General features: G+C 67.5%; 20 protein-coding genes. 9 read left to right on the plus strand and 11 right to left on the minus strand.

Features of this window, described 5'->3' with window-relative positions; all coding sequences use genetic code 11:
• Positions 1-25: 25 nt before the first annotated feature.
• The gene (locus tag ACFQ50_RS06825; protein ID WP_377994771.1) at positions 26-607 is read right to left on the minus strand and encodes an adenylate kinase; all 582 of its coding nucleotides are present in this window, start codon (positions 605-607) and stop codon (positions 26-28) included.
• A gap of 212 nt (positions 608-819) precedes the next feature.
• Here ACFQ50_RS06825 and ACFQ50_RS06830 point away from each other — a divergent pair, with 212 nt between their 5' ends.
• Positions 820-1,374: a cysteine hydrolase family protein gene (locus ACFQ50_RS06830; protein ID WP_377994772.1), complete on the plus strand. Its 555-nt coding sequence runs from the start codon at positions 820-822 to the stop codon at positions 1,372-1,374.
• Between the two features lie 7 nt (positions 1,375-1,381).
• Here the strand turns inward: ACFQ50_RS06830 and ACFQ50_RS06835 are convergent, their stop codons facing one another.
• The 3 genes from ACFQ50_RS06835 to ACFQ50_RS06845 form a co-directional block, all read right to left on the minus strand.
• Complete coding sequence (locus ACFQ50_RS06835) at positions 1,382-2,644, minus strand: RNA polymerase sigma factor (protein WP_377994796.1); 1,263 nt, start codon at positions 2,642-2,644, stop codon at positions 1,382-1,384.
• A 60-nt stretch (positions 2,645-2,704) separates the two neighbouring features.
• Positions 2,705-3,133 (minus strand): YciI family protein, encoded by a 429-nt coding sequence (locus ACFQ50_RS06840; RefSeq protein ID WP_377994773.1) that lies wholly within the window; start codon positions 3,131-3,133, stop codon positions 2,705-2,707.
• 108 nt (positions 3,134-3,241) lie between these two features.
• Positions 3,242-4,093, minus strand: coding sequence for a Rieske 2Fe-2S domain-containing protein (locus ACFQ50_RS06845; protein ID WP_377994774.1), 852 nt, complete (start codon positions 4,091-4,093; stop codon positions 3,242-3,244).
• A gap of 182 nt (positions 4,094-4,275) precedes the next feature.
• Between ACFQ50_RS06845 and ACFQ50_RS06850 the strand changes: the two genes are divergently transcribed.
• Positions 4,276-5,436, plus strand: a complete 1,161-nt coding sequence (locus ACFQ50_RS06850) for a benzoate/H(+) symporter BenE family transporter (RefSeq protein ID WP_377994775.1) — start codon at positions 4,276-4,278, stop codon at positions 5,434-5,436.
• Here ACFQ50_RS06850 and ACFQ50_RS06855 read toward each other — a convergent pair.
• From ACFQ50_RS06855 to ACFQ50_RS06870, 4 genes are all read right to left on the minus strand, one after another.
• The gene (locus ACFQ50_RS06855) at positions 5,433-6,287 is read right to left on the minus strand and encodes a prephenate dehydratase (protein WP_377994776.1); all 855 of its coding nucleotides are present in this window, start codon (positions 6,285-6,287) and stop codon (positions 5,433-5,435) included. The genes ACFQ50_RS06850 and ACFQ50_RS06855 overlap by 4 nt on opposite strands.
• A gap of 67 nt (positions 6,288-6,354) precedes the next feature.
• Complete coding sequence (locus ACFQ50_RS06860; RefSeq protein WP_377994777.1) at positions 6,355-6,717, minus strand: cupin domain-containing protein; 363 nt, start codon at positions 6,715-6,717, stop codon at positions 6,355-6,357.
• Between the two features lie 123 nt (positions 6,718-6,840).
• Positions 6,841-7,065, minus strand: a complete 225-nt coding sequence (locus ACFQ50_RS06865) for a sigma factor-like helix-turn-helix DNA-binding protein (protein ID WP_377994778.1) — start codon at positions 7,063-7,065, stop codon at positions 6,841-6,843.
• A gap of 72 nt (positions 7,066-7,137) precedes the next feature.
• Positions 7,138-7,881 carry a FadR/GntR family transcriptional regulator gene (locus tag ACFQ50_RS06870; RefSeq protein ID WP_377994779.1) on the minus strand — a complete coding sequence of 248 codons (744 nt, stop codon included), beginning with the start codon at positions 7,879-7,881 and terminating at the stop codon, positions 7,138-7,140.
• A 213-nt stretch (positions 7,882-8,094) separates the two neighbouring features.
• On the opposite strand from ACFQ50_RS06870, the gene ACFQ50_RS06875 reads away from it, so the two are divergent.
• The 7 genes from ACFQ50_RS06875 to ACFQ50_RS06905 all read left to right on the plus strand — a co-directional run bounded on the left by ACFQ50_RS06875 (position 8,095) and on the right by ACFQ50_RS06905 (position 17,095).
• On the plus strand, positions 8,095-9,459 hold the full coding sequence (locus ACFQ50_RS06875; protein WP_377994780.1) for an MFS transporter: 1,365 nt from the start codon (positions 8,095-8,097) through the stop codon (positions 9,457-9,459).
• Positions 9,460-9,610: 151 nt separating this feature from the next.
• Positions 9,611-11,383, plus strand: a complete 1,773-nt coding sequence (locus ACFQ50_RS06880; protein ID WP_377994781.1) for a dihydroxyacetone kinase family protein — start codon at positions 9,611-9,613, stop codon at positions 11,381-11,383.
• Positions 11,380-11,850: a ribose-5-phosphate isomerase gene (locus ACFQ50_RS06885; RefSeq protein WP_377994782.1), complete on the plus strand. Its 471-nt coding sequence runs from the start codon at positions 11,380-11,382 to the stop codon at positions 11,848-11,850. Before ACFQ50_RS06880 ends, ACFQ50_RS06885 begins: the two co-directional genes overlap by 4 nt.
• Positions 11,834-12,667, plus strand: a complete 834-nt coding sequence (locus ACFQ50_RS06890) for a triose-phosphate isomerase family protein (RefSeq protein ID WP_377994783.1) — start codon at positions 11,834-11,836, stop codon at positions 12,665-12,667. The genes ACFQ50_RS06885 and ACFQ50_RS06890 overlap by 17 nt, the downstream gene beginning before the upstream one ends.
• Positions 12,664-13,479: a sugar phosphate isomerase/epimerase family protein gene (locus ACFQ50_RS06895; RefSeq protein ID WP_377994784.1), complete on the plus strand. Its 816-nt coding sequence runs from the start codon at positions 12,664-12,666 to the stop codon at positions 13,477-13,479. The genes ACFQ50_RS06890 and ACFQ50_RS06895 overlap by 4 nt, the downstream gene beginning before the upstream one ends.
• Before the next feature lies 1 nt (position 13,480).
• Positions 13,481-14,341, plus strand: a complete 861-nt coding sequence (locus tag ACFQ50_RS06900; protein WP_377994785.1) for a phosphogluconate dehydrogenase C-terminal domain-containing protein — start codon at positions 13,481-13,483, stop codon at positions 14,339-14,341.
• A 420-nt stretch (positions 14,342-14,761) separates the two neighbouring features.
• The gene (locus ACFQ50_RS06905) at positions 14,762-17,095 is read left to right on the plus strand and encodes a SulP family inorganic anion transporter (protein WP_377994786.1); all 2,334 of its coding nucleotides are present in this window, start codon (positions 14,762-14,764) and stop codon (positions 17,093-17,095) included.
• 91 nt (positions 17,096-17,186) lie between these two features.
• Here the strand turns inward: ACFQ50_RS06905 and ACFQ50_RS06910 are convergent, their stop codons facing one another.
• The 3 genes from ACFQ50_RS06910 to ACFQ50_RS06920 all read right to left on the minus strand — a co-directional run bounded on the left by ACFQ50_RS06910 (position 17,187) and on the right by ACFQ50_RS06920 (position 20,781).
• On the minus strand, positions 17,187-18,512 hold the full coding sequence (locus ACFQ50_RS06910) for an MFS transporter (RefSeq protein ID WP_377994787.1): 1,326 nt from the start codon (positions 18,510-18,512) through the stop codon (positions 17,187-17,189).
• Between the two features lie 89 nt (positions 18,513-18,601).
• On the minus strand, positions 18,602-19,342 hold the full coding sequence (locus tag ACFQ50_RS06915; protein WP_377994788.1) for a FadR/GntR family transcriptional regulator: 741 nt from the start codon (positions 19,340-19,342) through the stop codon (positions 18,602-18,604).
• Between the two features lie 77 nt (positions 19,343-19,419).
• The gene (locus tag ACFQ50_RS06920; RefSeq protein ID WP_377994789.1) at positions 19,420-20,781 is read right to left on the minus strand and encodes an NAD(P)H-dependent oxidoreductase; all 1,362 of its coding nucleotides are present in this window, start codon (positions 20,779-20,781) and stop codon (positions 19,420-19,422) included.
• Positions 20,782-20,808: the final 27 nt, after the last annotated feature.

Below are 20,808 nucleotides of genomic sequence, written 5' to 3' on the forward strand. Positions count from 1 at the left end.
GCCCGGCTGCCCCCAGACGAGGTTTTTAGGGCTGGGCTCTGACGGATTCAATGCCCTGCAGCGCGCTGATGGTGACGGCGTCAATGTCCGCCGTGCCATCAACGCTTACCAGCAAGGCGCGCCGGCCGTACCGTTCGATGACGGGCTCCGTTTCCTGCCGGTACAGCTCCAACCGGTGGCGAATGACGTCCTCGGTATCATCGCTCCGTCCCTCAGCCTCGGATCGGAGCAGCAGGCGCCGGACGATCTCGTCGTCGTGTGCGGTAATTTCCACCACGGCATCGAGCCTGGTCCCGGCCGCGTCCAGGATGCCGTCGAGGTCGTCCATCTGGCTCACGGTGCGCGGGTAGCCGTCCAGCAGGAAGCCGTTCCTCGCGTCCCGTTCCTGCAGCCGCTCCCGCAGCATTGCCGTGGTGAGATTGTCCGGGACGAGGTTGCCGGCGTCGAGGAATTCCTTGATTTCCCGGCCCAGGGCCGAGCCGTTGGCCAGGTGGCTGCGGAACATGTCGCCGGTGGATATCTCCGGGATGTGCAGCTGTCCGCTGAGCCGGTGCGCCTGGGTGCCTTTGCCTGAGCCGGGCGGGCCGATGAGCAGGATGCGGGTCATGCTTTTGGTCCGATCTGCCGAGAAAGCACGCTAGTGCCCATTCTTCCGCCCGCCCCCTCCGCCTGCAATGGGTGGGTGCCCATGTGCCGCGGTGTTCCCAGCTTCCGGGTGTTCCCAACGGCGGTAGCGGCTCCTAGGCTGGGACCCAGCAACTCTCCGGGCACGAAGCCGCCCGGCACCAAGGAGACCATTATGACCACGCTGAGACCATTATGACCACGCTGCGGGACCGGCCCAACACCGCCCTGATGGTGCTTGATATGCAGAAGGGGGTGGTGGCCGAAGCGCACCAGCGGGACGCCGTCGTGTCCAACATCGCCGCCCTGGTGGACCGGGCCCGCGAGGCCGGGATTCCGGTCGTCTGGGTCCAGCATTCCGATGACCGGCTGGAGAAGGGGAGCGAGGCCTGGGAGTACGTGCCCGAGCTGGGCCGCCGCGAGCAGGAACCGGTGGTCCAGAAGTCATTCAGCGACGCCTTCGACGGCACCGACCTGGAGCAGGTGCTGGCCGCCGCTGCGGTGGGCCGGCTAATGGTCGCCGGAGCCCAGACGGACGAATGCATCAGGTCCACCATCCACGGGGCGTTCGTCCGCGGCTACGACGTGACGCTGGTCAGCGACGCCCACACGACGGAGGACCTGACCGAATGGGGTGCTCCTCCGCCGGACCAGGTCATAGCCCACACGAACCTCTACTGGAAATACCACGCAGGGCCCGGCCGGACGGCTGCCGTGGAAGAAACAAAGGACGTCACGTTCAGCGGCTAAGTGCCGGCTAACCGGAAATGCCGGCGGCGCGCTCCTCCAGAAGCTCCCGCGTGCGTTGGTTCCTTGCCAGCCCGGCCGCCGTCGTGAACTCCGAGCGGGCCTCCCCGGGTCGTCCCAGCCGGACCAGCAGTTCCCCGCGGACGCTGGGCAGCAGGTGCGTTCCGCGCAGCGCGCCAGCGGCGGCGAGCCCGTCCACGATGGCCAGCGCGGCCGCCGGTCCGGTGGCCATGGATACCGCCACGGCCCTGTTCAGTTCCACCACGGGGCTGGGCGCGATCCTGCCCAGCGCCTCATAGAGCAGCACGATGCGCTGCCAGTCGGTGTCGTCGACACTTGGCGCCAGCGAGTGGCATTCGGCAATGGCGGCCTGCAGCGCATAGTTGCCGCGGCCCCGTCCCAGTGCGTCGCAGCGGCGCAGGGCGGCACGGCCCCGGCCGATCTGCGCCCGGTCCCACCGGGTCCGGTCCTGGTCCGCCAGCAGGACCGGAGACCCGTCGGGAGTGGTGCGGGCCGGGAACCGGGAGGCCTGGAACTCCATCAGGGCCACCAGCCCGTGGGCCTCGGGTTCGCGGGGGACCAGCCCGGCCAGGATGCGCCCCACCCGCAGCGCCTCGTGGGCCAGGTCGGGCCGAATCCAGGCATCTCCCGTGGTGGCGGCGTACCCTTCCGTGAACATCAGATAGACGACGCCGAGGACAGCTCCCAGCCGGGCTCCCCACTCGTTGGGCTCGGGAACCTCGAAAGGCACCCGGGCCGCCGCCAGCGTTTTCTTGGCCCGCACGATCCGCTGCTGCACGGTGGCGACCGGAACCAGGAACAGCCGCGCGATCTCCTCGGTGGTGAGGCCGCCCACCACCCGCAGCGTCAGCGCCATCTGGGCCTCCCGGGAGAGGACCGGGTGGCAGGCCGTGAACACGAGCCGGAGCACGTCGTCCTCCAGCGGAACCCAGGCTACGCCGTCGTCGTCCTCCAGGTCCCGGGCCATGGCCCGGTACTGCTCCTCAAGCCGCGCGGACCGGCGCCACGCATCGATGGCCTTACGCTTGGCGACGGCGGTGAGCCAGGCAGCAGGATTGTCCGGTGTCCCGGATTCCGGCCACCGGACCAAAGCCTCCGCCAGGGCTTCCTGGGCCAGGTCCTCGGCGAAGCCAACATCCCGGGTGGCACGGGCGAGGGCCGCGACAATGCGCGCGCCCTCGATGCGCCACAGGGCATCAACACGACGCCGGACCGCGGCCGCCGCGTCTTGCCTCCCAGCCTCCTGGCTCACCGCCCCTTCACTCACTGCCCCTTCACTCACTGCAGGCTCCGTCAGTTGTCAGTAGCCGGCTCAGGGCTGGTTCAGCTCCTGGCGCCACACTGCTTCCTTCTGGATGTACTCGTTGTCCGCGAAGTCGGCGAAGTCGTCGGCCTCAGCTATCCGGCGGACCTCAAGCTTCGATCCCGGGCCCAGCGGGCAGCGGCTGGCCCACTCCTTCGCCTCTTCCTTGGAAGCCACCTGGACAATCCAAAAGCCGTTGAACAGCTCGTGTGTTTCGCCGTAAGGGCCGTCCGTCACCACGGGCGGTTCGTCGGCGAAATCGACCACGAAGGCCGAGCCCTCGGACAGATCAGTCAGGCCCTCACCGGCGAGCATGACGCCGGCCTTGATGAGCCGTTCGTTGTAGGCGCCCATCTGGTTGAGGATCTCCTCGAACGGAACCTGCTTCGACGCTTCGATGGCTTCGTCCGTGGCGCGCATGATGAACATGTACTTCATGGTTCTCTCCTTGCCTTGACGTGGACGCCGTGTGCGTCCGTCTACTATCCCGTCGAACGGGCCATGCGGAAATCGACAGGAGGCCTGAAGATTTTTTTTGCGGCGGGCTTATCGGCGCCGGCGGACCTCTACCTGGCCGTCGTTCACCCTGGCTTCGTAGCTTGGCTGGGGAGTGGTTGCCGGCCCGCGGACTATGTGGCCGTTCCCGAGCCGGAATGTGCTGCCGTGCCAGGGGCAGGTGACGCAGCCGTCCGCGATTGTTCCCTTCTCGAGCGGACCTCCCATGTGGCTGCACACGCTGTCCAGAGCCAGGATCCCGGAGCCGAAGCGGTACAGCAGCACGGAGACCTTGCCCGCGTCCACCTTCCGGTGCTCCCCGTCCGCCAGTTCGGACTCCGCCAGAACGGGCGTCCAGTCCCTGGGGCCTGTCCTGCCTGCCGTCTTGTTGACGTTGACCGTGTTGCCGAAGACAAGGTGGCCGCCGAGGAAGCCGCCAAACATCAGGACCCCGAAGCCGGCCAGCCCCAGTGTTTTTCCGACGGCCCGGCTGCCGGTGGCCCTGGCCACGGCCGAGGACGAGAACAGGCAAAGTGCCGTTCCGTTGGCCACGGCGTGGACCAGACCCACCCGGCGCGACTTTCCCTGAGTGTCGGACCAGTCGTTGAGGCCGGCCGCTGCGGTTGGAACGGCCGTCGCTATCCCGACGGCGACCAGGATGTCCGCGGCCGGCTCAGCGGCGGGCCCGCCCACGGCGTCCAGTACGGTGGCCATGGTCCAGGCGCCGATGGGGAAATCGGTCAGGACGGGATGCAGCGGGTGGCCCAGGGATGTGCCGCTGAGGGTGTTGCGGACAGGCCGCGGCTGCACGGCTTTTCCAACGGCCGTGGAGAGGGCGGACGCCACCCCGTCCAGCCGGTCGAAGTGTTCAATGGCGTCAACTAGCGCATGCAACGGATTCACGGTGGACTCCTTCGGCCTGGCAGTCAGGACAGGTGGTCCACCAAAGTCTGCATTGCCGCGGACCCGATGACAAGGTGCCGGCAGGGCAGTCTCCGGTAACGTACTCTCACGTGCCGCTGTCATCCCCCCGAATATCCCGCGACCCCGCTGCCCCGGTCTCCGAGGGGCTGGTGAGGCCGGTCATGGCTGGAATTGTGACGGCGCTTGTTGGCTTCACTTCGACCTTCGCCGTGGTCCTCTCCGGACTCCGCGCAGTAGGGGCGAACCCGCAGCAGGCATCGAGCGGTCTCCTGGCCCTCTGCCTGGCGGTGGGCATCGGCGTCGTGATCCTTGCCCGGCAGAGCCGGCTTCCGGTGACCCTGGCCTGGTCAACACCGGGTGCGGCCCTGCTGGCCGTCGCCGGAGTGCCCGACGGCGGGTGGCCGGCCGCCGTCGGCGCCTTCCTGGTGACAGGGGTTCTCATCGCTGTGACGGGGCTGGCCCGGCCCCTGGGCAAACTCATCAGCAGCATCCCGACACCTCTGGCCCACGCCATGCTGGCGGGAGTTCTGCTGCCGTTGTGCCTTGCACCGGTGAAGGCGCTGCAGACCGCTCCGTTGCTGGTGGTTCCGGTCCTGCTCTGCTGGCTGGTGCTGTTCCGGTTCGCGCCCCGTTGGTCTGTGCCCGGCGCTCTGGCCATGGCACTCGCCGGCATCGTTGTCCAGCTGGTGGTCGAAGGACGGGCAGTGCCGGCGGACGGCCTGCTGCCGGCGATGCAGTGGACAACTCCTGCCTGGTCGCTGGGAGCAGTGGCGGGGATCGCCCTGCCGCTGTACATCGTCACCATGGCATCCCAGAATGTTCCCGGAGTGGCGGTGCTGGGGTCCTTCGGTTACCGGACGCCGTGGCGGTCCGCCATGTTGGTCACCTGTGCCGGCACGCTGCTGGCGGCGCCGTTCGGCGGCCACGCCATCAACCTTGCCGCGCTCAGTGCCGCACTGGCTGCCGGGGAGGAAGCAGGCGCGGACCGCGGCCGGCGCTGGGTGGCCGGCTTCGTGTCAGGGCTGGCTTACCTGCTTCTGGGCGCCTTCTCCGCGGGGCTCGCCGCCGTGGTGGCCGCGGCCCCGCCGGGGGTGCTGGAAGCCGTCGCCGGGCTCGCCCTGCTGGGCACAATCGCCGGGTCTGCCGCGTCGGCGCTGGCAGAGCCGGGCGAACGGACGGGAGCCGTGGTGACCTTCCTCGTGGCCGCATCGGGGCTGAGCTTCATGGGCATCGGGGCGGCGTTCTGGGCCCTGCTGGCAGGGCTCCTGGTCCGGGAGGTCCTGAAGGTCCGGAACAGGCCGCGGGGCAAAACTGCGGGTTAGCCGGCGGCCCGCTGTGTTCTGTGTTCGGCGCCCGGGTAGACGCCAAGAATCCACACCTCGGTGGTGAAGAAGTCGAGTTCCTCCAGGGCAAGCTTCAGCGACAGGTCCTCGGGGTGCCCCTCGACATCGACCATGAACATGGTCGCGGCAAACTCGTTGCCCACCATATAGCTTTCCAGCCGGGTCATATTCACGCCGTTCGTGGCGAAGCCGCCCAGGGCCTTGTAGAGCGCGGAGGGGACGTTCCGCACACGGAACACGAAACTGGTGACTGCCGGTCCGGGCAGGGCTTCCCGGGCCGGAAGTTCCGTCTCCCGGGCCAGGACCACAAAGCGGGTGGTGTTGGAGGGGTCGTCCTCGACCGCTGATGCCAGGACCTCAAGGCCATAGAGCTCGGCGGCCAGCGGCGGCGCGAGGGACAGCTTGGTGGGATCGTTCCACTCGCGCACCTCGCGGGCGGAGCCGGCGGTATCGCCGGCGATCACGGGTTTGAGCCCCGCCTCGCGGATCAGCTTCCGGCACTGGCCCAGGGCGTGAATGTGGCTGTGGACCTCGGTGGCCCCTTCGATGGTGCTGCCGGGGATGCCGAGCAGGTCGAAGTGGATGGGCAGGAAGAACTCGCCCACGATCTGCAGGCCCGAGTGCGGCAGCAGCAGGTGGATGTCCGCCACCCGGCCCGCAATGGAGTTTTCGATCGGGATCATGGCCAGATCCGTCTCGCCGCTGGACACCAGCTCGAAGGCGTCCTCGAAGCTGGCGCAGGGAACACTCTCCAGCTGGGGGAACATCTGCTTGCAGGCAATATCTGAGTTGGCGCCGGGCTCACCCTGGAACGCAATTTTCTGGGCCATGTTCCGTATGATGTCACGCCCGGCGCCGCCTAACCCAAACAGCGCCGCCTAACCGAAACGGTGCTGCTCACCTCTTCGCGTAGTCAGCAAACCCCTGCCAGTCGATCACTACACAGGCTTCATCGCCAACCGTCCAGGCATCATGTCCGGGCGGGATGATGCCGAAATCGCCGGGGCCGTACTCAATCTCCTCGCCGTCATCCATGACCACCTTCATCCGGCCGGAGATGAAGTAGCCCATGTGGGCAGCCTGGCAACTGTCCGTTTTCGCGATCGGTTTCACGTGCTCAGACCACCGCCAGCCCGCCTCGAACGTGGCCCGGCCGACGGCGCCGCCTTCCACGTTCACAAGTTGGAGCTGGCCCTTGCCGTCCTCAAACGGCCGGGTCTCCTCGGGGGAGTCGAAATTCTTGCGGATTGGACCTGGCATCTTAACCTCCTGTTGTGGGTATTCCTGCTTCGGGAATGAAGGCCTTGGAACGCAGATGCTGCGCCCTGCTATGCCACGTTGTAGGCCCGCTGGACCGGCATGTCAAGGGACCGAATGCCTGTGCTACGGTGCCTGCGCGCCCTGGTCAAGCAGGCGGCGGAGGGTCCTCAGGGCGGCGAGTGCCCGGTGGCTGACCAGCGCGGGGGAAATGTCGAACTGCGTTGCCACCTCGGCAACCGTGAGCCGGCCGTAATGCAGGGCCATCAGGACGTCGCGCTGCTCCATGTCGAGCATCATCAGGGCCTCGCTGACGCGGGAGCCCGCCGGCTCGCTCTCGGCATTGACCATGGACACAGGCTTCCGCGGCGTCCTTCGAGAATCCTGACGGCGGGCACCCCCAAACGGGGCGGCCCGTCCCCCTTACTGGGCGGCGTCGAACCCTGCGAGCAGGCGCCGCGTGGCAGTCTGCATGTGGGAACGCATGGTTGCCGTGACGGCGGCGGGATCATGGGCTTCCAGCGCGGTGAAGATTTCGCGGTGTTCCTTCAGCGCGGCGGCGGCATGGCCTTCGTCGGTCAGGGCCCGGTCCACCCAGATGCGAAGCAGCGAGCGGATGCTTTGCAGTAGCTCGCGGAGAACCTGGTTGCCCGAGCTGACAGCGATCTCGCGGTGGAATGCGGCGTCCGCCTCGACGAACGCGGCCAGGTCCTCGAGGTTGTCTTCCATGGTCTGCAGGTTGTCGCGCATGCGGCCCAGCGCAGCATCGTCGATGCGTTCAGCGGCCAGCTGCGCGGCCTGCACCTCGAGCCCGCTTCTGAGCTCCACCAGCTCGCGGGTGCGCGGGGCGCCCAGCATCAGGCCCCAGCTCAGGGTCCGGGGGAGCAGTTCCGAGACGCCGTCCCGCAGATAGGTGCCGGAGCCCGGCCGCACGATCACGATGCCCAGGATCTCCAGGGCCGCCAAAGCTTCGCGGACAGCCGACCGGCCCACGCCGAGGGATGCCGCGAGGGTGCGTTCGGCCGGAAGCCTGGTGCCGGCCGCTATGTCTCCGCTGGTGAAGTAGGCCAGCAGGCGCTCGGCAACCTCGGACACCACCGATCCCTGTTCCATGGGGCCAAGGGCGGCGCTGATCTTGGCCGTAGCGGCTGCGGAGTTTTCGGACATCTTCAAAGGGTAGCAACCGGCTGACCAATTTTCGGGCCGCAGCGAGGAAGGAAGAGAAATTCGTCAACCGGTTGACCAATTTGCCCCTTTGGTCGTATGGTTGATCTCACAACGCGTAGCCAATGCCGGTCTCCTTCCGGCGGACGGCATTGAGACACCCCCCAAGCATCCAGAGCAGGACGCGGCCGGGGATACCAACATCTAGGAGTCAATGTGGACACCACACAATCGGTGGTCGAAAGATCTGCAATCAGGAAAGTCGCAATCCGGCTGGTGCCGTTCGTTGCTTTGATGTTCTTCATCAACTACCTTGACCGCACGGCCATCTCCTTTGCCGGCCCCAACGGCATGAACACGGACCTGGCCCTCGGCGCGGCGCAGTTCGGCTTCGCCTCCGGCGTCTTCTTCATCGGCTACATACTGCTCGAGGTCCCCAGCAACCTGGCGCTGCACAAGTTCGGCGCCCGGCGCTGGCTGGCCCGCATCATGGTCAGCTGGGGCATCGTCTCCCTCCTGTTCACCTGGGTGGGCAACGTTGAGCAGCTCTACATCCTGCGCTTCATCCTCGGTGTGGCCGAGGCCGGCTTCTTCCCCGGCGCCATCCTCTTCCTGAGCCTCTGGGTTCCGGCCCGGCACCGCAGCAAGATCCTGGCCCTGTTCTACCTGGCCCAGCCGCTGACCACCGTCATCGGTGCCCCGCTGGCCGGCCTCCTCATCCAGCAGCACGGCCTCTTCGGCCTCGCCGGCTGGCGCGTCATGTTCTTTGGCGTTGCGGTCCCCGCGATCATCATCGGTGTCATCGCCTGGTTCTACCTAGCAGACTCCCCGGCAAAGGCCAAGTGGCTCACCACTGAAGAAAAGACCTGGCTGACCGGCGCCCTGGAGAAGGAAAAGAACGAAACCGTCGCCAGCAACAAGCACGTCAGCGTCCGCACCGTCTTCGGCAACGGCCGTGTTTGGGTCCTGTCCGCGATCTACTTCGGTTTCATCTACGGCCTCTACGCCCTCGGGTTCTTCCTGCCCACCATCATTGCCGGCTTCGAAGGCCTCTACGGCGCCAAGTTCGATGTCTTCCAGAAGGGGCTCATCACCGCGATCCCGTACCTGCCGGCAGCCTTCGCCCTGTACTTCTGGTCCAAGGACGCCACCAAGCGTGGCGTCAAGACCTGGCACATCGCGGTTCCTGCCCTGGTGGGCGGCCTCAGCATCCCGCTGGCCCTGTTCGCCGGCTCCCCGGCAGCCACCATCGCCGTCATCACCATCACGGCCATGTCCATCTTCGCGGCACTGCCCAACTTCTGGACCGTTCCCACCCAGTTCCTCACCGGTGCTGCAGCCGCGGCCGGCATCGCCCTGATCAACACCATGGGCAACCTGGCGGGCTTCAGTGCCGGCTACATCACCGGCTGGCTCAAGGACTTGACCGGCAGCTACACCGTGCCGATGTTCGTCGTCGGCGGCTTCATGCTCCTGTCCTGCATCCTGATGGTGGCACTGAGCCGCTCCGGCAAGGTCAGCGAGGGCATCGCCGCCGAGGCGCTGGACCCCACCGGCGCTGGACACCACTCCGAGCCCTGACCGCGGGCTTACCCAACTGACTCGCACTAGTTGTCGTTTTGAGCGCCCATAACGACAACAACTGCCAGTCAGTTGGGTCACCCCCGGCACCAGTCCCCACCGCCCCGCCAGCCCCACCCGAGATTTCCACTGATAGGTCCAGGAGTTCCGCATGACCCGCTTGTTCAATGAACCCGCAGCGTTCGCTGATGAGATGATCGAGGGCTTTGTTGCCTCGCACGGCCGGTGGGTGCGGCGCGTTGCCGGCGGCGTGGCCCGCAGCACGAAGAGCACCGCGGACACCGTGGCACTGGTGGTTGGCGGCGGCTCCGGACACTATCCGGCGTTCGCCGGCTTGGTGGGCCAGGGCCTGGCCCACGGTGCCGCGATGGGAAACCTCTTCGCATCGCCCTCCGCGCAGCAGGTCTACAGCGTGGCCAAAGCCGCCAACAACGGCGCCGGCGTCCTGCTGGGCTATGGCAACTACGCCGGCGACGTCCTGCACTTCACCCAGGCCCAGGACAAGCTCCGCGCCGAGGGCATCGACTGCCGCAGCATCGCCGTCACCGACGACGTCTCCTCCGCCCCGCTGGAGGAGCGCGCCAAGCGGCGCGGCATCGCCGGCGACCTGACGGTCTTCAAGGTCGCGGCCGCCGCCGCCGAGGCCGGCTACGGCATGGACCGCGCGGTGGAAATCGCCGAACGCGCCAACGACCGCACGCGCTCCTTCGGCGTCGCGTTCACCGGCTGCACCCTCCCCGGGGCCGAGAACCCGCTGTTCACCGTCCCCGAGGGGCGGATGGCCGTGGGCATGGGCATCCACGGCGAACCCGGCATCGATGAAACGGACATCCCGACGGCGGATGAGCTCGCCGAGCTGCTGGTGGGCAAGCTGCTCACCGAGGTCCCGGACGGCCTTTCCGCGCAAGGCGCCCGCGTGGTCCCGATCCTCAACGGCCTGGGCAGCGTGAAGTACGAGGAACTGTTCGTGGTCTACCGCCGCGTCGCCCAGCTCCTCGCCGAGGCCGGTCTGGTAGCCGTTGACCCGCAGGTCGGCGAGCTGGTCACCAGCTTCGACATGGCCGGCACCTCGCTGACCCTGTTCTGGCTGGACGAGGAACTCGAAACCCTCTGGAACGCCCCCGCTGACGCCCCGGCCTTCCGCCGCGGCGCCGTCACGGCCGCTGCCCTGAGCGCCGACGAACTGTCCGCGGACGAACTGTCCGCCGAAGCGGCAGAAACCGTGGCGATCCCGGAAGCCACGGATGAGTCGCGCGCGGCTGCCGTCCGCGTCCTGGCCGCCCTCGGCGCCGCCAAGGATGTCATTGACGCCAACGTCGAGGAACTGGGCCGCATCGATGCGATTGCCGGCGACGGTGACCACGGCATCGGCATGGAGCGCGGTGTCCGGGCAGCGGTCGAGGCCGCAACGGACGCCGTCGAACGCGGTGCCGGTGCGGCCACCACCTTGCACCTGGCCGCCGACGCCTGGGCCGACCGGGCCGGCGGCACTTCCGGTGCGCTCTGGGGCATGGCCCTGCGGGCAGTCGGGGATGCGGTCGGGGACAGCAACGCGCCCGACGCCGGCGCTGTCGCCACCGGGGTAAACGGCGCGGCGGCCGCGATCATGGGGTTCGGCAAGGCCAAGGTGGGCGACAAGACCCTCGTGGACGTGCTGGTGCCGTTCCGCGACGCCCTGTCCGCCGGCGCCGGCTCCGGCCAGTCCCTCACCGACGCGTGGGGTGAGGCGGCCACCGTGGCGCAGCGGGCCGCCGAGGAAACCGCCAACCTGCTGCCCCTCATGGGCCGGGCACGCCCGCACGCCGAGAAGAGCCTGGGCACCCCGGACGCCGGCGCCGTATCCATGGCGCTGATCGTCCGCGCCATCCACAACACCTTCGCCGAGGCGAAAGCTGCGGCAACCACCACTAAGGAGAACGCATGAGCGCCAAACTGCGCCTGGTCGTCGGTTCCGACGACGCCGGATTCGAGTACAAGGAAGCCCTGAAGGCGGACCTGGAAGCCAGTGACCTGGTTGAGTCCGTGCAGGACGTCGGGGTGGACGCCACCAGCCATACCCCCTACCCGTCCGTGGCCATCGCCGCCGCCGAACTCATCGCCGCCGGCAAGGCCGACCGGGCCCTGCTGGTGTGCGGCACGGGCCTGGGCGTGGCGATCGCGGCGAACAAGGTCCCCGGCATCCGCGCCGTCACCGCGCACGACAGCTTCTCCGTTGAGCGCTCGGTCCTGAGCAACAACGCCCAGGTGCTGACCTTCGGCCAGCGCGTCGTCGGCCTGGAACTCGCCCGCCGGCTCGCCAGGGAATGGCTGACGTACACCTTTGACGAGTCCTCGGCCTCCGCCGAGAAGGTCACCCTGATTAAGGACTATGAAGGTGTCACTTCCTGCTAATCCCGCCGCACCCCACGCTGCCGGCCTGACTCAGCCGCGGGCGATCATCGGCGTCAGCCTGAAGATGTACTTCGGCTACGAGCGAACCCTGGACTGGTGCCGGGACGTGGCCGAGGTCGCTTCGGCCCACCCGGCCGTCCGCAGCGGCGACATTGAACTGTTCGCCCTGCCGGCCCACCCGGTGCTGCCCGAGTGCGCGCGGATCCTGTCCGCCGCCGGGGCCGCAGCCGGCGCCCAGGACATCTTCTGGGAGGACGAAGGCGCCTTCACCGGCGAGGTCAGCGGCAAGATGGTGGCCGAAACCGGTGGCCGGTACGCCGAGGTAGGCCACGCTGAGCGGCGCCGCATCTTCGGCGAGGATGACGACGTGATCGGGCTGAAGACCGCTGCGGCCTACCGCAACGGCCTCACCCCGGTGCTGTGCGTGGGCGAACCCGAGCGCGGCACCGCTGCAGACGCCATCAAGCACTGCATCCGCGAACTCGACGGCGTCCTGAACCGTGCCGGAAGCCTCGGCAGCACCGGACGCACCATCGTGGCCTACGAGCCGCAGTGGGCCATCGGCGCAGCCGAACCGGCGTCGCCCGAGTTCATCAGCGAGGTCATCACCGGACTGGACGCCCACCTGCGCAGCCGCCCGGGCCAGGAATGCAGCCGGGTCATTTACGGCGGCAGCGCCGGCCCCGGCCTCATCAGCCAGCTGGGCCCCGCCGTCGCCGGCCTGTTCCTGGGCCGCTTCGCCCACAACCCGTCAGCGGTGCGGGACATCCTGGATGAGGCCGCGGAGCGCCTGGGGCTGCTCGAGGTGGCAGTATGAGCCGGATCGGATCGGGCTCAAGGATTGGCCTGAGCAGCTACGCCTTCTTCTGGCAGCTCTCGGACCGGGTTTCCCGTCCGCTGAGCATCCACGAGGCGCTGGAGCGGACCGCGGCACTGGGCGTGGACCTGTTCCAGATCTGCGACTACGCGCCGCTGGAAGCCATGGGCGACGACGAACTGCAGGCTGTGCGGGCCACCGCCGACTCGCTCGGGATCAGCCTCGAGCTGGGCACCAAGGGCATCCGGGCCGAGCACCTGCGGAAGTTCCTGCGTATCGCCAGGATCCTGGGCGCGCCGCTGCTGCGGACCATGTTCAACGTCCCGGGCCACACCCCGACAGCGGACGAGGCGGTGGAGATCTTCACCGCGGTCCTGCCAGAGTTCAAGGCAGCCGGAGTGAAAATCGCCATCGAGACGTATGAGCAGGTCCCCACGTCCCGGATCCTGGAGGTCGTGGAGCGCGTCGGCAGCCTGTACCTGGGCGTGTGCAGCGACCCGGCCAATACCGTGGCGGCCCTGGAGTCGCCGCGTGAGGTGATTGACGCCGTCGCGCCCCATGTTTTGAACATGCACATCAAAGACTTTGCGTTCAGCCGCAAGGAGGGGTGGGTCGGGTTTACATACTCCGGCGCGCCGCTCGGGGAAGGCCTTCTGGACTATGACTACATGGCCCGGAAGTTCCAGCCCAAAGAAAGAAATATTAACCAGATCGTCGAACACTGGCTGCCGTGGCAGGACTCCGAGGACGAAACCATCCGCCTCGAAAACCAGTGGACCCAGCAAAGCCTCGATTTCCTAAGGAGCAAATGAAATGTCTGCAGAACAGTTGACCGTCGCCGTTATCGGAGCCGGAGGCAAGATGGGGATGCGCGTTTCCCGTAACCTCCAGAAGTCCGGCCACACCGTGTTCTACTCCGAGAACTCACCCGCAGGCCAGGACCGCGTCCGCGCCGAAGGCCGTGAAATCACCGCCACCGACGAGGCCGTCAAGGGCGCGGACGTCGTAATCCTCGCCGTTCCGGACACCGTCCTGGGCATCGTGTCCGAAGGCGTCGTCCCGCAGATGAAGTCCGGCGCCATCCTGCTCACCCTGGACCCGGCTGCCGCCTACGCCGGCCTGCTGGCCAAGCGCGACGACGTCGTCCAGGCCGTGGCCCACCCCTGCCACCCGTCCGTGTTCCTGGAGCGCACCACCAAGGAAGAATGGGCGGACACCTTCGGCGGCGAGGGCGCCCCGCAGAACGTTGTCGCCGCGATCGACGAGGACGCTTCCGCGGACACCAAGGCGGCCGCCGAGGCCACCATCCGCGTCATCTACGCCCCCGTGATCGACGTCCACTGGGTCACCGTGAAGCAGCTCGCCATCCTCGAGCCCACCCTTGTGGAGACCGTGGCCTGCATGATCGGCACCCTGCTCAACGAGGCGCTGCACGAGACCGTCCACACCGCCGGCGTGCCCGAGGAAGCGGCCAAGGCCATGCTGTTCGGCCACGTGCAGATCGCCCTCACCAACGCCCTGCGCGGCTCCAACCCGTTCTCCGAGGCCTGCGAAATTGCCATCCAGTACGGCAAGAACACCATCATCAAGGACGACTGGAAGAAGATCTTCGACGACTCCGAGCTCGACCACGTCATCGCCAAGATGCTGAAGCTGGACGCCGTCAAGCGCTAAGGCCGTCAGCCGCTCAGCGCCTTTAGCCGGCACTGGCCCAAAACAGCACTGGATCCATCCCGCGGGGATGGATCCACTGCTGTTTAACAGACCTTCATCAGCCGAACCGGGCACCGCCGCCCACGGCCGGGGATCCGCCGTCGGACTTTATTTTTCGGGTGAACGCGCGGTCACCCGCGGCCCGGGCCATGTGACTTGAACGGCGGCCGTTTTTCCTGGCCGGCGGCGAGCCCCTGTGCCATGGGGAACACCGGACCGCGAGGCGGCGGAGGTTTTATGCAAACGAATGGATTAGTGCACGAGTTTTCGCATTATGTCCGGTCTGACCTCGTGTTTCTTCTCACGGGCGGGTACCCTTGCGGCCTCTATCGGGGCGTCAATAGCGTGGATAAGGACCCTTCGAACGAGCTAAGGACTTATATGCCCTCGCCAGCCGCCACGGATCCAGACCCCATCCACCCCGGCAGGAGCCGGATACCAGTCCTGGCACGCCTGACATCCGGCCTCCGCTGGGACCTTCCGGCTTCCCTCGTGGTGTTCCTCGTTGCCGTTCCGCTGTCGCTCGGCATTGCCGCGGCGTCGGGCGCGCCGGTCATGGCCGGATTGATCGCGGCTGCGGTCGGCGGCATCGTGGCCGGCAGCCTGGGCGGTGCGCCGCTGCAGGTGAGCGGCCCGGCTGCGGGCCTGACAGTCATCGTCGCCGGCCTCATTGAGCAGTTCGGCTGGCCCGTCACCTGCGCCATCACCGTGGCGGCCGGCGTCCTGCAGGTGCTGCTGGGCATGGCCAGGGTGGGACGCGTAGCCCTCGCCATCGCACCCGTCGTCGTGCACGCCATGCTTGCCGGGATCGGCATCATCATCGTCCTGCAGCAGCTGCACGTGATGCTCGGCGCCGAAGCGGGCGAAGCCGCGCTGCAGAACATCATGGCGCTGCCGGACAGCCTGGCCGCCGTCGACCCCCAGGCCGCCTTCCTGGGTGCTGTGGTGATCGCACTGCTCATCGGGTGGAAGTACATGCCGGCAGCCATCCGGCGGGTGCCGGGACCGCTCGTCGCCGTCGTGGCCGCCACGCTGCTGTCGCTGCCGTTCAATTCCGACGTCGACCGGATCACCTTTGACGGTTCGCTGCTGGACGCCCTCTCCCTTCCGCACCTGCCGCAGGGGGAGTGGACCGCCATCGCGGTGGGCGTCGTCACCATCGCCCTGGTGGCGAGCGTGGAGTCGCTGCTGTCCGCCGTAGCCGTCGACAAGATGCACCACGGCGAGCGCACTGACTTCAACCGCGAGCTCCTCGGCCAGGGCGCCGCCAACGTGACGTCGGGCATGCTGGGCGGGCTTCCCGTCACCGGCGTGATCGTCCGCAGCGCCACCAACGTGGAGGCCGGGGGGCGGACCCGCAAGTCTGCCATCCTGCACGGCATCTGGGTTCTCGTCTTTTCCCTGCTGCTGGCCGGAGTCATCCAGCTGGTGCCCGAGGCCGTGCTGGCCGGGCTGCTCATCATGATCGGCATCAGGCTCGTGAAGGTGGCCGATTTCCAGACGGCGCGCATCACCGGTGACCTGGCCGTCTATGCCGCCACGCTGCTCACGGTGGTCTTCGTCAACCTTCTGGCCGGCGTCCTGATTGGGCTCGCCCTGGCCGTGCTGCTGGTCGTCTGGCGCGTGGTCCGTGCAAGCATCCACGCGGAGCCTCTCGGCCCGGCAGCCGAAGGCCGGTGGCGGGTGGTCATCGACGGCTCCTGCACGTTTTTGTCGCTTCCCCGCCTGAGCAAGGTGCTGGCCGCGGTGCCGCCGGCGTCGCACGTCACGGTGGAGCTCGACGTCGACTACCTGGACCACCCGGTCCACGACACCCTGGAGGCCTGGCGCGTCCGGCACGCCAGCAACGGCGGCAGCGTCGAGATCGAGGAAACCGGCACCGCCACCCTCCACGCAGCCCAGGCGGGAACTCCCGCACGCGGGTCATCGCGCTCGGCGCTGCGGGGCGGGTTTGCGCCATGGCGGAGCTGGCAGCGGGACAGCCCGCCGCTGGCGGTCGACGCGTCCGGACATGTCCCGGCCCCGGTGCGCTCGGTCCTCAACGGCGTGGACAGCTACCACCGCCGGCACGCCCACCTGCTGCGTCCGCACGTCGAGGAGCTGTCCACCTTCCAGGATCCTGACACGCTGTTCATCACCTGCGCCGACTCCCGGCTGGTGCCCAACCTGATCACCAGCAGCGGCCCGGGGGACCTGTTCACGGTCCGGAACGTGGGCAACGTGGTGGGGAGCGGCCGGCTGGAACCGTCGGTCGAGGCATCCCTGAAGTTCGCCCTCGACGAGCTTTCCGTCACCTCAGTGGTGGTCTGCGGCCACTCCGGCTGCGGTGCCATGACCGCGCTGCTCGCCGGCCCGGCCCCGGACCGGAAGCCAGAGGGCAAGAGCCCGGCAGGCGGGGTGGATCGTTGCCCGGTCGACTCCTGGCTGGACCACGGCCGGCCGAGCCTGGAAGCGTTCCAGGCCGGACACCCCGTCCAGGTCGCCGCGGAGCAGGCCGGGTACGGCGCGGTGGACCAGCTGGCCATGGTCAACGTTGCCGTCCAGCTCGAGCGGCTGCAGCAGCACGCCAGCCTGCAGGACGCCGCCCGGAGCGGTGAGGTCCACGTGACGGGCCTGTTCTATGACATCGCCACGGCCCGGGTCCTGCAGGTCACGGCCACCGGCATCAGCCACCTGGATCCGCTGCCGCGGGCCGAGGAACTGTCCCCGGCCTGACGGCACCTGAGGCACAAGCACGCTGGTCCTTAAGGCAAGATGGTCCCGGGCAGGAAATTCCTGCCCGGGACCATCGCTCTTTGTTGGGCCCTTACTTGCCGGACCCGATCAGCGCATCGACCTCGTTCTTTTCGCGGCTGCTCCAGGTCTCCCTGGTTGCGAGCGCTGCGATGAGCCCGATGGCACCGCAGGCGATGTAGACGATGGACACTCCGCTCCAGCCCCAGGCCGCTGCCGTGGCTGCGGCGATCAGCGGGATGAACCCGGAGATGGCGGCGGAGAACTGGTAGCCGATCGAGGCCCCGGAGGTGCGGGTGTTGGCGTTGAACAGTTCGGAGAACCAGGCGCCCTGGGCCCCGGCCAGCATGTCGTGGAGCACCGGCAGGCCGACGACGTAGACCAGCACGATCAGGAACGGGACAGCGGTGTTGACCATGAGGAACATGGGGAATCCGAACAGGATGATTCCGGCGCAGCCGGCGAGGTAGAGCTTGCGGCGTCCGATGCGGTCCGTCAGCCGGCCCCACAGGATGGTGGCGGCGACGCCGATGGCGGCCGCGAGCACCAGGCCGGTCAGGCCCACCTGCCGGTCAACGATCTTGTTCGTGCTGATGTAGGAGAGCAGGTAGGTGACGATGACGTAGAAGCCGCCGGATTCAGCCAGGCGTAGTCCGATGACGCGGAGGATGTTCCGCCAGTCGTCCTTGATGACGGTCAGCAGCGGGTTCTTGACGAGTTCGCCGCGGGCCTTGGTTTCCTCGAACTCGGGGGACTCGCTGACCTTCATGCGGATGATGATGCCTGCAATGATCAGGATGGAGCTTGCCAGGAACGGCACCCGCCAGGACCATTCGTTGTTCCAGCCCGTGGTGCCGAGGAACACGAGGTTTGCCAGCAGCAGGCCGAGCGGGACGCCTGCCTGCGGGATGCCGGTGTACTGCCCGCGCTTGCGCCATGGGGCGTGCTCGAAGGTCATCATGATGGCCCCGCCCCATTCGGCGCCGAAGGCCAGGCCCTGGACGATGCGGATGGCCACGAGCAGGATCGGTGCCAGGACACCCACCTGCTGGTAGGTGGGCAGGACGCCAATGAGGAACGTGGCCGCGCCCATCACCAGCAGCGCACCTACGAGGACAGGCTTCCGGCCGTATTTGTCGCCGAGGTAGCCGCCGACCAGGCCGCCGAGGGGACGCATGGCGAAGCCCACGGCCAGGGTGGCGAACGCGAGCAACGTGGCGGCGAGGGGATCCTGGCCAGGGAAGAAGGCGCTGCCGAAGTACAGGGCCGCCGCCGTTCCGTAGGCGAGGAAATCGTAGTTTTCAATGGTCGTGCCGACGGCGCTGCCGATGGCGACCTTCAGTTTGTCCGGTGATCCGTGTTCCGCCTGCTGGGCGTGCGTCTGCGTGAGGGTACTCATCGCGTTCATATCTCCTTCGATATGGGACAGGTTGCTTCCTGCCCCTGCGGTTGCCGCAGGCGCTGTCCCCGGTGGACACCGGTGGGGTGTCACTGGGGCTTGTGTAGAGCCTTGGCGTTTTCAATGTTGTAAAAGCTGCGGATGTGGTCACCCACGGCCCGCCGGGCCTTGTCGGCTTCCTTCCGGCGGATCGCGGCAAGGATTTCGCGGTGTTCGCTGCGGACCACCTTGGCCGTTTCCCGCCAGTTCTCCAGCCGGGCGTACGCCTCGATCATCTGGCGGTTGATGGCCGTCCGGAGGGAGCCCATCAGGTGCGCTGTGAGGGAGTTGCCGGTGGATTCGGCGATCCGCACATGGAAGGCAGCATCCAGCCGGTTGAACTCGGCGGTGGAGATCTCCGGGTCCTCCATCTGGTCCAGGATCTGCTCCAGTTCCGCCAGGTCCTCCTCGGTCGCCCGCTGGGCGGCCTCCTCGCAGCACCAGGTTTCGAGGGCGATCCTGGTCTCCAGTACTTCGGTGTGGTCGAACTGGCCGAGCGCGAGCTGGAGTTTTAGGAGGTTGATGAACCCTGATCCGGGTTCGTCAACCAGGACTGCGCCGCCGTCGGCACCCCCGCCGGGGCGGATGTCGACGATGCCCAGTGCCTCAAGGACCCTGAGCGATTCCCGCAGGGACGGGCGGGAAACGTTCAGGAGGGCGGACAGGTCACGCTCGCTGGGGAGCTTGTCCCCGGCCTTGAGCCTGCCGTCCAGGATGCGTTCCTCTATCTGGGCCATGACCTGTTCGTAGGTACGGACCCGCTGTACCGGTTCCCATGCTTCTGCGCTCATGCCGATCACCTCTTTGATTTGTCTGCCGGCGGCAGAGGGCCGCGGCACTTTCATCGTAGTTGCTCGGCCTGACCGTCTTACCGCTGCGGCTGCAGGAGCTCGGCGCGGGCCTCGTTCTCCAGCTGGCGCCGGATCTGGACGGCAAGCAGGCTCTCGTCGGCGTCGACGTCGTCCCAGGAAACGGTGCGGTCCTTGGGGACGTCGCGCTTGAGCTTCATGCCGTGGGCCAGGCCCAGGGGCAGGGCGTTGCGCTCCAGCGAGATGTGCGCCGGGGCCAGCTTGCCGAAGGCGGTGTAGCCGCCTTCACCGTCGAGGACTTCACCGGCCTTGAGGTCTTTCTTGGCGGTGGTCACGACGTCGCCGCGGAAACCCGTGGGGGCGCCGGTGGCTTCCCCGCGGAGCACGGCGGAGGCGATGCTGACTCCCAGCTCCAGGCCGATCATGTGGTACGGCCGGTAGAGCGAGCCGTAGCGGCCGGTGGGGTCGGTCTTCACGCCGTATTCCGCGAAGCACTGCACGGCGTAGTCCGTCTTGGCCTCGAACGTGACATAGACACCCCAGCGCAGGTCGCGGTCCACCTCGGTGCCGTCCCGGTTGAGGCTGGAGGCGATTTCCACGGTACCGCGGCGCGTCAGAATGCCTCCGACGGACTTTTCGCGGTAGACGTTCGGAAGGTCGTCGACGCCGGCCGGCGGGAAGAAGAGCCCCTCGTCCTGGGGCGTGAGTCCGGTGCCGTTGGCGACGGCGGCCATCTCGATGGCGGACTTGGTGCCGTCCAGGAACGAGTTGAACATCTTCGGGTTGAAGTCCCCGCTGGCGAGCTGCTCGTCGGTGAAACCGTAGTAGTTCCAGACCGTGTCCGGAGTGGAGTAATTGTATTCGGGCAGGTACTTGGTGCCCTTGCCGGCGGCCACGACATCGAAGCCCACCGTGCGGCACCAGTCGACCATTTCGCAGATCAGGGCGGGCTGGTCGCCGTATGCCATGGAGTAGACGACGCCGGCGGCCTCGGCGCGCCGCTGGAGAAGCGGGCCCACCATGCAGTCGGCCTCGACGTTGACCATGATGATGTGCTTGCCGTTGTCGATGCTCTGCACGGCGTGTGCGGTGCCGACGATGGGGTTGCCCGTCACCTCGAGGATGACCTCGACCTGCGGCTGCTGGATCAGGTCTGCGGAGCTGTCGGTCACGAAGGTGGTGCCGTTGCGCAGTGCCTCGGCAAAGCTGCCGGCAGCATAGCGCTCGGTCGGCCAGCCGGTCCGCTGCAGTGCGCCCCTGGCCTTGGGGACATCGATATCGGCAACGCCTACGACGTGGATGCCCTCGGAGTTGAGGGCCTGGGTGAGGAACATCGAGGCGAACTTGCCCGCACCGATGACGCCGACCCGGATGGGGCCCTGGGTTGCGGTTCTCTTTTGCAGGAGCGAATAGAGGTTCATGTACTACTTCCTCGTAGCGGCTGTTGT

It is taken from the genome of Arthrobacter sp. NPDC056493 (genome assembly GCF_042795115.1).
Taxonomy (GTDB): domain Bacteria; phylum Actinomycetota; class Actinomycetes; order Actinomycetales; family Micrococcaceae; genus Arthrobacter.